16 protein-coding genes are annotated in these 12152 nt (G+C 42.4%); 7 read left to right on the top strand and 9 right to left on the bottom strand.

All coding sequences use genetic code 11. The features are described 5' to 3' along the window. Positions 1-95: 95 nt before the first annotated feature. A complete protein-coding gene (locus O3Q51_11930) occupies positions 96-800 on the top strand; it encodes a hypothetical protein (GenBank protein ID MCZ4409523.1) in 705 nt (234 codons plus the stop codon). A 30-nt stretch (positions 801-830) separates the two neighbouring features. Here O3Q51_11930 and O3Q51_11925 read toward each other — a convergent pair whose 3' ends face one another. The 4 genes from O3Q51_11925 to O3Q51_11910 form a co-directional block, all read right to left on the bottom strand. After that, entirely contained in the window at positions 831-989 is a 159-nt protein-coding gene (locus O3Q51_11925) for a hypothetical protein (GenBank protein ID MCZ4409522.1), read from the bottom strand. Positions 990-1044: 55 nt separating this feature from the next. Next, positions 1045-1785: a C40 family peptidase gene (locus O3Q51_11920; GenBank protein MCZ4409521.1), complete on the bottom strand. Its 741-nt coding sequence runs from the start codon at positions 1783-1785 to the stop codon at positions 1045-1047. A 302-nt stretch (positions 1786-2087) separates the two neighbouring features. After that, a complete protein-coding gene (locus O3Q51_11915) occupies positions 2088-2498 on the bottom strand; it encodes a hypothetical protein (protein ID MCZ4409520.1) in 411 nt (136 codons plus the stop codon). A gap of 55 nt (positions 2499-2553) precedes the next feature. Next, on the bottom strand, positions 2554-3006 hold the full coding sequence (locus tag O3Q51_11910; GenBank protein ID MCZ4409519.1) for a hypothetical protein: 453 nt from the start codon (positions 3004-3006) through the stop codon (positions 2554-2556). Here O3Q51_11910 and O3Q51_11905 point away from each other — a divergent pair. Then, positions 3001-3483 carry a YkgJ family cysteine cluster protein gene (locus tag O3Q51_11905; GenBank protein MCZ4409518.1) on the top strand — a complete coding sequence of 161 codons (483 nt, stop codon included), beginning with the start codon at positions 3001-3003 and terminating at the stop codon, positions 3481-3483. The two genes, O3Q51_11910 and O3Q51_11905, sit on opposite strands and share 6 nt — an antisense overlap. Here O3Q51_11905 and O3Q51_11900 read toward each other — a convergent pair whose 3' ends face one another. Further along, on the bottom strand, positions 3484-3867 hold the full coding sequence (locus O3Q51_11900; protein MCZ4409517.1) for a nuclear transport factor 2 family protein: 384 nt from the start codon (positions 3865-3867) through the stop codon (positions 3484-3486). It lies immediately after the preceding gene. An 87-nt stretch (positions 3868-3954) separates the two neighbouring features. Here O3Q51_11900 and O3Q51_11895 point away from each other — a divergent pair, with 87 nt between their 5' ends. The 4 genes from O3Q51_11895 to O3Q51_11880 all read left to right on the top strand — a co-directional run bounded on the left by O3Q51_11895 (position 3955) and on the right by O3Q51_11880 (position 6356). After that, positions 3955-4362, top strand: coding sequence for a hypothetical protein (locus O3Q51_11895; GenBank protein ID MCZ4409516.1), 408 nt, complete (start codon positions 3955-3957; stop codon positions 4360-4362). A gap of 70 nt (positions 4363-4432) precedes the next feature. Continuing rightward, positions 4433-4675 (top strand): hypothetical protein, encoded by a 243-nt coding sequence (locus O3Q51_11890; protein ID MCZ4409515.1) that lies wholly within the window; start codon positions 4433-4435, stop codon positions 4673-4675. A gap of 163 nt (positions 4676-4838) precedes the next feature. Then, positions 4839-5285 carry a KTSC domain-containing protein gene (locus O3Q51_11885; protein MCZ4409514.1) on the top strand — a complete coding sequence of 149 codons (447 nt, stop codon included), beginning with the start codon at positions 4839-4841 and terminating at the stop codon, positions 5283-5285. A 246-nt stretch (positions 5286-5531) separates the two neighbouring features. Beyond that, a complete protein-coding gene (locus tag O3Q51_11880; protein ID MCZ4409513.1) occupies positions 5532-6356 on the top strand; it encodes a mechanosensitive ion channel in 825 nt (274 codons plus the stop codon). A gap of 69 nt (positions 6357-6425) precedes the next feature. On the opposite strand, the gene O3Q51_11875 is transcribed toward O3Q51_11880, so the two are convergent. Together O3Q51_11875 and O3Q51_11870 are read right to left on the bottom strand one after the other, a co-directional pair. After that, positions 6426-6824 (bottom strand): hypothetical protein, encoded by a 399-nt coding sequence (locus tag O3Q51_11875; protein ID MCZ4409512.1) that lies wholly within the window; start codon positions 6822-6824, stop codon positions 6426-6428. Positions 6825-7335: 511 nt separating this feature from the next. After that, entirely contained in the window at positions 7336-7872 is a 537-nt protein-coding gene (locus tag O3Q51_11870; protein ID MCZ4409511.1) for a hypothetical protein, read from the bottom strand. 93 nt (positions 7873-7965) lie between these two features. Between O3Q51_11870 and O3Q51_11865 the strand changes: the two genes are divergently transcribed. After that, positions 7966-10179 carry a DUF5916 domain-containing protein gene (locus O3Q51_11865; protein MCZ4409510.1) on the top strand — a complete coding sequence of 738 codons (2214 nt, stop codon included), beginning with the start codon at positions 7966-7968 and terminating at the stop codon, positions 10177-10179. A 36-nt stretch (positions 10180-10215) separates the two neighbouring features. On the opposite strand, the gene O3Q51_11860 is transcribed toward O3Q51_11865, so the two are convergent. Both O3Q51_11860 and O3Q51_11855 read right to left on the bottom strand, forming a co-directional pair. Then, complete coding sequence (locus O3Q51_11860) at positions 10216-11133, bottom strand: hypothetical protein (GenBank protein ID MCZ4409509.1); 918 nt, start codon at positions 11131-11133, stop codon at positions 10216-10218. Next, on the bottom strand, positions 11130-12149 hold the full coding sequence (locus tag O3Q51_11855) for a c-type cytochrome (GenBank protein ID MCZ4409508.1): 1020 nt from the start codon (positions 12147-12149) through the stop codon (positions 11130-11132). The genes O3Q51_11860 and O3Q51_11855 overlap by 4 nt, the downstream gene beginning before the upstream one ends. Between the last annotated feature and the right edge of the window lie 3 nt (positions 12150-12152).

Below are 12152 nucleotides of genomic sequence, written 5' to 3'. Positions count from 1 at the left end.
CCTTTGATGGGAAACCTATGTATGACATAACATAGGCAGTTAAGTATTGTTAACCATTCGGCACAATACTTGGGAGTCTTACAAAAACAACAGCTATGCTCCGCCGCTTATTCTTTTTATTTACTGCCATTATACTCATGGCTTCCTGCACGAATTACCAGTATGTTTACCTTAGTTCTGATTTGCCAAAAACCACTGATTCAGAACATTATTACGTGTCTGACTCACTTATTTATGTTGACTTTGATTTTAATGGAAATCGATTTCCCGTTAAACTGTATTTCCTGAACGAGAGTGAAATCCCCGTCTATTTTGATCTCACGGAGACTCTCTTCTTTGAAAATGGTTCACTTGTTCAAAGCGCATACAGATTAGCAGACGGAGCATTGGAAGAGAGGGTTCTTATCCCTGCAGGAAAAGGAGCCGCATTTCAATTTAGACCTTACCGCACGGAGCTAATGCCGGTAGTCAAGGCACAATCAGATTATATTGAGATAAGTGACGGGGTGAAAAAGGAATCAGCCCTTGGGAAGGAGTTAGAGTCAGTAGGCAGAGAATTTGAAATTCAAATCACATACCGTTTCGGCGAAAATGAAGAAGCCAAGACTTCCTTGAGTGCTAAATTTAAGGAGGACCACATCTATTTCACCACACGAGAACCTGCAAATTTCCCTGGGGGTAGTTCTCCTTATTGCTATTACTTAGCAAAAGAGAGCGAGAGCGGACAAATCGCAACTAGTCTTTTATTCGAAGTCGCCTCGGCTTCTCTTTATTACCTCATGTTGGAAAGCCTGGAATAGGGGATAACGACAGGTTAGTCGTCAAGACGATTATTTCTTTTTTCTGATCCAGAAAAACAGGATGATGGCTGCCAATAGCAATACGATGGGAATGAGATAAGCAGGGTTTTCCCATAGATAGATCGATTGGTCTCCTTGCCCGGGATCAATATGGGTGGGCGTTTGAGCACTAAGTAATATTGGAATCATTCTTTTCGGTCTAAAGTACAGTCCAAAAGGTACTAACTATTTTGGATGTATTTTACTACTGAATAACGCGCTTAACTATTCTTAGCCTGTGACTGTATGATTCAGTTTCGCTATTGTAGATTCCTTCGTGGTCAATTCGGTCGATTCTTACCGATCCACTTGCATGAATAATGTGCTCGCCATCCAACATGAGCCCGACGTGAGTGATGCGTCCTTCTTCGTTATCAAAGTAGGCCAAATCTCCTGCCCGAGCAGTTTCTACAAAATCTACAGTTTCTCCAACCTCTGCTTGCTGGTAGGCATCTCGAGGCAGTTGAATTCCACAGCAAGAGTAAACGACTTGGACAAACCCCGAGCAGTCGATACCGAGAATAGACTTACCTCCCCAGAGATATGGGGCTCCCAACAATTGATTGGCGTATAGAATGGGATCTTTTTTTATGGGATCATTTGGACCGTCAAATGAGAATTTCCGTTTACCTATTGAAAACATGCCATGGTTTACTTTGGATCCTGCCGGTAAAAACCATGTTTGATTTTCGCTGACTAGTGGAGCAATTGTGGATCGGATGGTCTGGCCCAAATTCAACTTTTCTGAAATAGCTGAGTGTTGCTTCCGATCTATCCAGCATTCATATTGATCGGCTTCGTTTCGAATCAATATCCACTTTTTTTGCTCTTCCAGAACTTGATAAACTTCACCAAAAAGAAGCTGTGTGATCATTTCACTCTTGTCGCTTGGCTCTCGTCGTCCAGGAGCCAGCGGTATAGCAATGCACCCTAATTGTTCGTTCATGTCAATGTTGTTCTGATTGGTTTTCAGCTCCTTGCTTCCTGTTCTTCGAGTACTCAGACCCGAATACAAAAACTAAACAGGAAACGGTAACTGTAGAAAGTACTGTGCTCTTGATATCCTTCCAGGTAAAACTGTCGATTTGGAACCACGCATAGATAACAATGCCAATAAGCACGATACTAATTCCAAGCATAATTTCATAAATGTACTTCACGAGCGAAAGATAAGGAGCGAGGGTAAAGAATACTTAATATCAGTACATTTTATACCACTTCTGAAAAGCAAAGTGCTATGAATTGACTCTACGGATTGAGGAGAAGACCATATGGGAATTGATCTTCTTGTTTACGTTTTGTGCCAGACCAAGTTCCTGAGAAGTCACCTTCTTCATCCGACCAAGAACCTGATAGATCTGTTTCTGTCAGAAACGCTTCATAGATCGCTACTCTTCCAAAAACAGTGGCACTCATTACTAATTCACCTTCTTCATTTACAGACCCCACGAAAACAAATGATTGATCACCTTCATTGCCTGAAGGGTAGGCTACACCTTCTGAAACACCATTATCTTGGATCCGTATTTTCCAGGTTCCTTCTTCGTCCCCTATGTAAGCCCCTTCCCAAATTCCCTCGTATTTCGCCAGTTTGTCTTCTTCACATGAAGTGAATACAAAGCAAGCAAACAGCAGAATAGATAAGTTGCGAAAAGACATAGCCGGTAATTTTGAATAGGTAAAGTTACTACAATGACAGCTCGAATGCCATTTTTCATTCTTCACCCGACTTGATAACCTTGATTACTTTACCCTTGTTTTCATCATATGTACACGTGAATTCTATTCCCGCCTGAATAGTTAGGGCAATCTTTTCTTTATCGGTACTTATATCAGAGAGTCTCACGTAATCCTCTATTCCGTAAAAGAATAGATCGGTATCATTTGATATTACTGCTTCTTTGCCAAATTGAGTCAACTTTATCTCCGAAGTGACATAATTAGTTTTCACTATTGCCAATACTTCTTCGTGATGGTCGAAAGACACCGCTTTAAGATGGGGTTGAATCTTCGGATGATCCAAACAAGATTGAAATGCCTTTTGAAGAAAGAAGGTATTCTGTGCCTTTAGTTTTCCGGAAATAATCAAAAGGATCAGTACTACGAGTATTGAGAATGTCTTAACTGGCGAGAACTTAACTTTGGTTATACCTTTGTTTTTATGCATTATCAGGAGATTTTAGAGGACGGTAGCAACAAAAAGAAGGCCAACAAAAAGCTGGTTCAAAAGCTGAAGCAGAAGAATCCGAGGCAGCTGGATTCCGAAGCGCATACCGCCCATGATGAAGTTTTTGAAGAGATTGATTGCCTGAAATGTGCAAATTGCTGTAAGACAACCAGTCCAGGCATGAAAGAGCGGGATGTGGAGCGCCTTGCCAAGCACCTCCGAATGCGCCCGTCAACTGTGATCGAGACATATATGTTTCTCGATTCGGATGGGGATTATGTTTTCAAGTCGGCACCTTGTCCCTTTTTGGGAAGCGATAATTATTGCTCGGTATATGAAAGCCGTCCTACCGCTTGTCGAGAATATCCTCATACCAATCGCAAGCGCTTTCAGCAGATTCTCAATCTCTCTTTGAAAAATACGGAAGTATGTCCCGCCGTAGTGCGGGTTTTTGACAAGCTTCGTGAAAAGCATTGATTACCTGGGAAACCAGCAACGGACTATCAAGCCATTCTCCACCTCATAAATTGCCATGATTTTTAGTGGCTTATCCCGACCGGTGATCCATTCATGGTCAAACACAAAGTTGCCTTGAGTCATCCTTCCAATCAAGGTGGACTTGTTGTTTGGATTAGCTCTGAACATTTCCCCATACCGCCTTTTGATTTCTTGACGACCTGAGATAGTTGGAACCGTATCGCCGAGGTTCATGTACAGTTTTGCGTCCTCTGCAAATACTGCTGCGAAGGATTCAATATCCTGACTGTTGTATGCGTCTAGCTGCGCTTGAACAACTTCAACAGGATTTTGAGCGAATAAGGTAGAAGCTGAAAAACAAAAAATGAAAAGGAGCTTTTTCATAAGGTTTTTTGCGAAAGGTAATTGAATATGATCAGTACGTAAATAGGTTACGACTCCGGATTTGACATTGCTCCAAAATCAAACGAAATGATAGATCTTGGATATTCGCTTTACCGCAAAAACTATTTCTTCCAACAGTTTCTTGTTCACCAATTATTGATCAATCCTAAGGTGAAAGGTTACCCGCCCATCTTTCTGATTTGTCGTGATAGGTTGGGGGAGAAGCGCTGTGAGTTCATTATTGGACTTACGTTTGAGCAATTCAATCAAATATTGATGGTGGCCGTAGATAATAAAGAGCGTAACTCAATAGCTGAGAAGATGGGTGATTTCTTAATGTCGACCAAAAAGTTCGCAGAGATCTCGATTCCTAAACTATTGGGGAAACCGCTCACACTTCAAGGACTTGATTTCAGTACTCGCATCAGGAAATTTCAAGTAGAACCAGGTCGAGAAGATCGAGCACTTTACTACTTCCAACTACTTGAAATATAAGTTTTTTCTGCAACGTAAATAGATTACGTCCTGCACCTTGACCTTTGGATCATCACAAAAAACAAACACCATGAAAAATTTATCTGATGCTTACCGATACATCAACTCTTTTCCTCGCCCCGGAGGATTGAATACCAACTCCTGGAATGCTCTCAAAAGACTGGCTTACCACGCTTGGGAATGTCACTTTTCGCAAAGCCGATTCCGTCATAATATCAACTTCCTTTGCAAAGAATTCTACCTGATGATTCGCACGCCTGACGGTCAATTTATTGTACCCGAAGAAAAGTTCTCTTACGACCCATCACTTTAAGAGGAAAGTGCACCAATACGGCCAAGTTCTTCTGTTTTGACAGTGAGGTGGTTGCGTAAACTACAGGCTCGTCAAATTAGCTGCTTTCACGAATTCCCTATTTAATCTGCATCAATCCAAATAATAGGAATAGCTTCGCGGACTATTTTGAAATCGGACGGGCATGAAGCGCATCAATGAATACAAGAAACTCTTTCAGATAGAAGGAGATTTGGAGTTGAAGGAACTTAAAAAGACGTACAGGAATCTCGTTAAAGAGTGGCATCCTGATAAATTTCAAGATGAAGCGAAAAAGGAAGAGGCCGGGCTTAAAAGTCAAGTTATCATAGACGGGTACCACTTTTTGGTGAGTATTGCTCCTGCAACAAAAGAAGCGCAGCTTGCTGAGTACACGAATACGATTACCAATTCTCGCATTGCCGATTTCAAGCACAAAGGATTGCTATTAGAAATTAGCTTCACGGACGGTACCGCATATGAGTACTTTGGCGTGAAGGGCAACGTGTTCCAGAAGTTCGTAAACAGTGACAAGCAGCACCGATTTGCCAAACGAAGCATTTTCCATTCGTACTTATATCGCAGAGTGAAGCGCGAACCGATCCTGGTGTAAATATAATAGCCGCTTTTCGCAAGAGCCTTCTATTTGGATCATTTCGTGTTTCCCGCTCGTTAATCAGAATTGGAAAGAAAGAGTCATAAGTTATCGTTACCGAGATCAATCAACCTGGATAGCATATGAGGAATAACTTAAGGCGCCCAATAACATGCTCAAGGTGAAAGCAATGTATTTCTCAAAATACAAGAGGCAATTTTGATTGCGATGATTACCTTCGCCGAAAATTTCAAAACAAAGAACATGGATTTATCAAGTTTAGAACCTTACATGGATCAGTTGACAGAATTGATCGTCACCTATGGAGGTACAGTGTTGTTGGCAATTATATTTCTAATTGTTGGCTTATGGGTGATCAAGAGAATTGTGAAAGTACTCGGTAAAACGATGAGCAAACGAGAGGTAGATGAATCACTTCAGCCTTTTCTAAAGTCGCTGGTAGGCGCACTTCTTAAGGTTATGTTGATCATCTCGGTAGTCAGTATGTTGGGAGTTCAAATGACATCATTTGTTGCCGTACTTGGAGCCGCTGGTTTAGCAGTTGGTTTGGCGCTTCAAGGGAGTTTGGCAAATTTTGCGGGCGGAGTATTGATTTTGCTTTTGAAGCCTTTTAAAGTAGGAGACTTTATCGATACCGGAAGCCACTCAGGTACTGTTCGCGAAATTCAAATTTTCTACACATACATCACGACTCCTACAAATCAGGAAATCATTGTTCCCAACGGAGATTTGAGTAACAATGCCGTGAAGAACTTCTCTTTTCACGATACACGTAGAATAGATTTCACTTTTGGAATCGGATACGATGATAATATCGACCAAGCGAAAGAAATCTTGATGAAGCTCATTACAGCCGAAGATAAAGTGCTGAAAGATCCTGCACCGATAGTTTTTATTGAGAATCTTAACGATAGCTCTGTTGATTTCCGCGTAAGAGCGTGGTCTCAAAGTTCTGACTACTGGGATATTGTAAACTCAATGTCAGAGAAGGTGAAGAAATCATTTGACTCTGCAGGTGTAAGTATTCCTTTCCCTCAGAGAGATATTCACGTCTACAACGAGAAATAAGTTTTACAATCAAAACAATTGCAAAAAAAATGCGCCCGATCTGAGCGCATTTTTTTTAACCAATATTTTTTAGAGTCTTCTAAGGTAAAGCTCTGCGTCGGAGTAACCGGTACGCATCTTAATTTTCCCGTCATCAATCTCATCAATATAATGAACAGGGTTTTTCTTTTTCTCTTCATCAACTATTTCGAACCTGTTGTCTCTGGTCCACTTGATTTCTGCTGAGCTGATCAGAGCATTGCTTTGGTAAACTTTCAGAGAGTCCTGACTCAACACCCAAACAGGATTTTTATCGGATTCTGTATTTAAAGCTTCCATATCTTCAGAAACCATAGCACTATTCTGTTCATCACGTTCCGTTACTGTAGACCAATCTAATGTCCAGCTTCCAAGATAATCCTGAGCTGAGCAAAAATGAGGTAAAGAGACAAGGACAAAAAGTGAAAAGAGGGTAAAATTCTTTTTCATACGGCTGTGAGCATTCTTGTGAGACCGCTTCTAATGTAACGGGATATTTTATCACACGCCAAAATATTCGACGAATCAGCAGTGTATTCCGATGAAAGAACCATGGTGTTTGATAAACACAATGCAAATGAAGATTTACTCGCCTATTACTTTTTCAGTCCACTTCCTTAAAGGCCTCCTCACTTCAGTTAAAATCCGCCTTTGGCATATTCAGAAAGGCTGAAAGTGGAAGTTTTATTGCTATTGTCTAGAATCCGGTCGAGTAATCGTCCTGATTTATCGTAGACCAATATTTTCATCCTCTGCCATTCTGAAGACCATTTACGCTTAGTGTCAATGCTCGTTGAGCAGCTTCATCTGTAAAGGCCTAAAAAAATTCTTCAGGAGAGTAGGGTACCCCTTGGTTTTCAGGACAATCAATTCTAAGGCGATAAGATTAGCGACAATCAGAATCAATAAGAGGATTCTTAAAATCAATATTGGGGATTCTAAAACTTTTTTACTGTCTTAACTACATTGTTTGCCGAATGGCCATGATTCTGTTTTCTACGAATGCCTTTTCTGCTTCGCTCAAACCAATATTCACTATTGTATTTTCACTGAAGTTTCCATCCAATTCATTTCCCAAAATTATAACATATGAATACTCAAGGGCGGGCATGACGAAAACGACGTCTCCTTTTAAATAGCTCAATAGGCGATCACCTTTACTCAGATTGAGTAACTCCTCTTTCAGGTCCAGGTCACTGTAATTTTTTCTCACTAATCCTTCAAAAGCAGTAGCTGCCACCTCACCTTCAGGATGATTGATCAGTAGAATCAGTTCATCCTCGGAAGCAATTGATAGTAGAGCTTCTCGATTGGCGTATGCCACTGAAGGTTCATTGGATCGACCAATTGATTGAGTACCGATATAGTCTGTCTCCACAAGGAGTTTGACCAACTCGGTCAACTCTGGACTCAGCTCAGCGTAACTGAAAGTTGATACATCTTTTCCAGACTTACAAGAAAACAGCAGAAAGAGGAATAAGATATAGAAGGCCTTCATAAACGGGAATTTTTCAAGAACTGCAAAGGTGAGAAAAACAGAAAGATTAATTTCAAGCCAAGAGATTCAAGTTCAGTTCATTCCCTTTTGAACGTGATTTTTTGGTCTGTCCTTTACGCACTCTTAGGTATCTTCGCGGCCATGTTTGGAAGAGCCACCCTTCTTTTCATATGTACTATCGTGCTGTCAAAGCTAGCCGTTTCGCAAGGCGTAACGGGCAGTTCTGTCAATGCATTACCTACTGCTGCGAGCATTGAGCTGGACGGAAAACTCGATGAAGCCGTTTGGCAAAATGCGGAAAAGGTTGATCAATTTACCCAGCGTGAGTTGATCCTGGGACAGCCGGCAACCGAAAGAACCGAGGTGGCCATTCTATATGATGAGCACAATCTCTATATCGGCGTTTGGGCATATGACTCTGAGCCTGATAAGATTGTCGCGAAGGAACTCCGTCGCGACTTTGACTACAATCTGGATGACAACTTTATCATCATCATTGACACCTACCTTGACAAGAGAAATGGCTTCATGTTTGTCACTAACCCCAATGCGGCCCGAGCTGATCTTCAGGTATTCAATAATGGTGGTTCGACCGATACCTATTGGAATGGAGTTTGGGACGTGCGTACCACTCGAACTGCTGAAGGGTGGTTTGCCGAATTCAAGATTCCATTTTTCGCATTAAAGTACAGGCCTGAACGGGGTGAACAGATATGGGGAATCAACTTTGAACGAAATATTCGCCGTAAGCGAGAACAGTCAAGATGGCAAGGGTGGGGGCGTAATTTTGATATTACCGACGTAAATCAAGCAGGTCAATTACGTGGATTGAAGCAGTTGAGAGATGAGCGATTTATCGAAGTGAAGCCTTATGTGCTGGGTGGAGCTGAGTCAGTAGATGGAGATGAAGACGGTGTGATCAATGCCGGGGGCGATATCAATGCTTTGCTCTCCCCATCGTATCGATTGAACCTAACTTTCAATACCGATTTTGCCCAAGTTGAGTCCGATCAGCAACAGATCAATCTTACGAGATTTCCACTTTTTTTTCCAGAGCTACGCGAGTTTTTCTTGGAAGGAAACGACTTCTTTGATTTCGGTTTTGGGGGAAACCGGATTGTCCCGTTTTACACACGAAGGATTGGGTTGAGTGATAATTTTGAAACGGTACCCATTATAGCGGGTGGTCGACTTTTAGGAAAAGAGCAGAATAGCACCTTAGGCTTGATGAGTATCCAGACTGCTGCTGCTGATAATACTCCCTCTACCAACTTTACTACTGCCAGTTGGCGGCAAGATGTGGGAGAGCAAAGTGTTATAGGGGCCATGACGGTGAACAAAATCAATGAGGGCCGTTGGCACACCACTACAGGGGTTAATGGTCGCTTCAGCACTCCACGATTTTTGGGAAACCGAAATCTCGATGTTGGTGGAGCCTTTATTCAAACTTACAATACAGATGAAGGTTTTGATAATAAGGCATGGGCATATAGGGTATTCGCTCAATATCCCAATGACAAGCTCAATATTTTTACGAGTATGCAGCGCAGCCCGATACCCTTTGAGCCCGAAGTAGGACTTGAGCGAAGATCAAATTTCAGAGAGTACTTCGCTACAATAGGTTTGCGGCCAAGGCCGACAAAGAGTTTTACATGGATCAGACAATTTGATTTCTCACCGGGTACAATTACCTACACGCAGTATGACGACACGGAGGAGCTTCAATCGTTTGAGTATGAGGTGCGCTTTCTGGCATTCGATACCCGAAAGGGGGAATCAGTCTCTTTCAGTTACCTCAATCGTGCTGAAGGGTTGATTGAAGATTTTGAAATCTTTCCCGGGGTGATTATTCCCAAAGAGACCTACTGGTGGAATGCATGGAGTGCCAGATTTCAGACTTTCAAAGGGAGGGAGTTAAGCTTGGATACTCGTTTTCAATTCGGTGAGTTTTTTACCGGTACCACTTTTCAAAGTACTTCCTCAATACTCTGGCGAGCATCGAATAATTTCAATATTAATCTACGGTATGAAAAGAACATTATCGATTTACCTGACGGTAATTTTGAAACGGATTTAGTAGGATCCAGAATTGAATATGCCTTCTCGCCAAATGTATTCGGCTCCTTATTGAATCAGTGGAATACTGCCAATGATGAGCTGAACGTGAACTTCCGGTTGCAGGTGATACCCAAAATTGGAACAGACTTTTTCTTGATTGTCAATCAAATTTACGATACCCAATCGGGTAAACTTGATCCCGAACGCGGAACGATCTTGGCTAAGTTGATTTGGCGATTCGTGCTCTAAGCGATTGAGCAGCCTTTGCTTTAGAAAAACCTCAATTCAAAAAAGGTAAGCCACACCGAGATTGAATCGGTTTGCACTGGCTGGTTGAGAATAGGGGAGACTTTGCATAACCGGTATTTGAGCGGAAGCGCTAAAAAAAAGACGATCCAAATAGACATCCAGGCCAAGGTTGACCAAGGCGACATCACCACCTGTGTCATCTTTTGAGACATCGAACTCAGTGTCCTGTTCGTAGTATTCGTATGACATACCGATGTTGGGTAAAAATGCTGTACCCGAGCCATTCATTTTATAAAACACAGAACCCGTAGCCGCGTACTGATTTCCAAACTCGTAAGTGCGTTCATTCACTTCATTAAACTTGGCGAAGAGGTCTGTGTTGAGACCGAACTTGCCATATCGGAGGGTGTAGTTCGCATTGAGGCTGTACGCGAATGCTCCTGAGCCTACCTGAAATTGAGCAGGCAGAGTTATTTTGAGCTCATCTTTTTGCATGTATTTCCCCGTGGGCAATTGTATGCCTCCACCGATCAATAAAGCATGACTGATTTTTGCTTTGGCACTGTCAGCAGTATTAAATAGGGTGTAATTGGCCGAAAGGGTAATGTCTCCTATTCCTGAAATAGTTGTGGTTCGCTCAGTTTCTTCTCGCGTATGATTGCGAAACGGCACGAAAGCAAAAACCTGAATTCGAGGGTGGGGGTAAAATCTCCCCCAAACTTCCATCGAGTTGAACTCATCGCGCAGAACACGGCTTGAACCGTTGAAATTGAAATCGGTATTGGGGTGGTCAAAACTTCGATTGCCATACCGCACTCCGAAGATGTTCTTCGTAAACTGTGGGTATATCCCTCCGTAATTACCAGTCATGGCACAGCCACAAGCATCGCATGCCTTTGTGCTTTGAGCGTAGAGCATTATGAATAAAATCAGAATGATGTTGCGTAAACTCATTTTGCAGGTTCTGAAAAGCGATGATCTCCCAAGAGCTCGAAATCGCTAAGAGTGTATAAAAATTCAATGATGTCTTCCTTCTCGTCTTCCGATAATGGGATACCATTAGCCAAAACGGGATCGAGTGTTTCGGATGCCACAATTCCCTCACTGTAATGGTCGAGGACTTGCTCTAAGGTGAAAAGCCTTCCGTCGTGCATATAGGGATTGGTGAGTGCCACATTGCGCAGACTTGGCACGCGGAACTTTCCATTATCAGCAAGATTCTGTGTAACCCTTCCTCGACCCAAGTCGGTGAAATCAGAATCTAGTCCATTATTTCTATAAGAGAAATCGGTCTGTAAAACGCCTGCATGGCATCCTGAGCAATTGGCTTCGAAAAGGTCCATTCCCCGCATTTGTTGTTCAGTAGGGATGTATAGGCCCTTGAGGTATTGATCGTATCGACTTCCGTCAGAAACGATCGAGCCCTGAAATTGAGCCAATGCTTTGAGAAGGTTGGTCGTGGTGATTTCGTTTGAACCGAAAGCAGTCTCAAACTCCTCGGGGTATTCGGTTTCGTTCTGAAGGTAATCCAACAGGTCGGCCAGAGAAATATCCATTTCTACAGAATCGGTAATGGGAGCAACCGGCATCACTTCAATGTGGTTGATACCACCATCCCACATGAAAGCTTCCGTCCAAGCCAGGTTGTATAAACCAGGTGAATTTCGCTTCCCCTCTTTGCCATCTACTCCGAAACTCAACGGAACTCCATGGTCGGCAAAAGCGTGAACTTGTGCATGACAACTACCGCAGGAAACTTGTGATCCTCTTGAGAGTCTCTTGTCGTAAAAGAGCTTTCGCCCGAGCTTAAAGCCTTCTTCGGTTATCGGATTTCCATCGAAATCGTAAACCGGATCGGGAAAATGAGCAGGAACCTCGAAGACAGAAAATTCTGAAGTCGGAGGTTCCTGTTTATCATTCTGACAAGATACTAAGAGCGCCACCAGTGCAAGTGCTAAGGTGATTCTCATCGA

It is taken from the genome of Cryomorphaceae bacterium 1068, assembly GCA_027214385.1.
Taxonomy (GTDB): Bacteria; Bacteroidota; Bacteroidia; order Flavobacteriales_D; family Cryomorphaceae; genus JAKVAV01.
This window is presented reverse-complemented; position numbering and strand designations above follow the sequence as displayed.

Excerpts from the sequence above, each read along its gene's own strand:
- O3Q51_11930 (MCZ4409523.1), top strand. The coding sequence starts at position 96 with ATGCTCCGCCGCTTATTCTTTTTATTTACTGCCATTATACTCATGGCT.
- O3Q51_11925 (MCZ4409522.1), bottom strand. The coding sequence starts at position 989 with ATGATTCCAATATTACTTAGTGCTCAAACGCCCACCCATATTGATCCC.
- O3Q51_11920 (MCZ4409521.1), bottom strand. The coding sequence starts at position 1,785 with ATGAACGAACAATTAGGGTGCATTGCTATACCGCTGGCTCCTGGACGA.
- O3Q51_11915 (MCZ4409520.1), bottom strand. The coding sequence starts at position 2,498 with ATGTCTTTTCGCAACTTATCTATTCTGCTGTTTGCTTGCTTTGTATTC.
- O3Q51_11905 (MCZ4409518.1), top strand. The coding sequence starts at position 3,001 with ATGCATTATCAGGAGATTTTAGAGGACGGTAGCAACAAAAAGAAGGCC.
- O3Q51_11910 (MCZ4409519.1), bottom strand. The coding sequence starts at position 3,006 with ATGCATAAAAACAAAGGTATAACCAAAGTTAAGTTCTCGCCAGTTAAG.
- O3Q51_11900 (MCZ4409517.1), bottom strand. The coding sequence starts at position 3,867 with ATGAAAAAGCTCCTTTTCATTTTTTGTTTTTCAGCTTCTACCTTATTC.
- O3Q51_11895 (MCZ4409516.1), top strand. The coding sequence starts at position 3,955 with ATGATAGATCTTGGATATTCGCTTTACCGCAAAAACTATTTCTTCCAA.
- O3Q51_11890 (MCZ4409515.1), top strand. The coding sequence starts at position 4,433 with ATGAAAAATTTATCTGATGCTTACCGATACATCAACTCTTTTCCTCGC.
- O3Q51_11885 (MCZ4409514.1), top strand. The coding sequence starts at position 4,839 with ATGAAGCGCATCAATGAATACAAGAAACTCTTTCAGATAGAAGGAGAT.
- O3Q51_11880 (MCZ4409513.1), top strand. The coding sequence starts at position 5,532 with ATGGATTTATCAAGTTTAGAACCTTACATGGATCAGTTGACAGAATTG.
- O3Q51_11875 (MCZ4409512.1), bottom strand. The coding sequence starts at position 6,824 with ATGAAAAAGAATTTTACCCTCTTTTCACTTTTTGTCCTTGTCTCTTTA.
- O3Q51_11870 (MCZ4409511.1), bottom strand. The coding sequence starts at position 7,872 with ATGAAGGCCTTCTATATCTTATTCCTCTTTCTGCTGTTTTCTTGTAAG.
- O3Q51_11860 (MCZ4409509.1), bottom strand. The coding sequence starts at position 11,133 with ATGAGTTTACGCAACATCATTCTGATTTTATTCATAATGCTCTACGCT.
- O3Q51_11855 (MCZ4409508.1), bottom strand. The coding sequence starts at position 12,149 with ATGAGAATCACCTTAGCACTTGCACTGGTGGCGCTCTTAGTATCTTGT.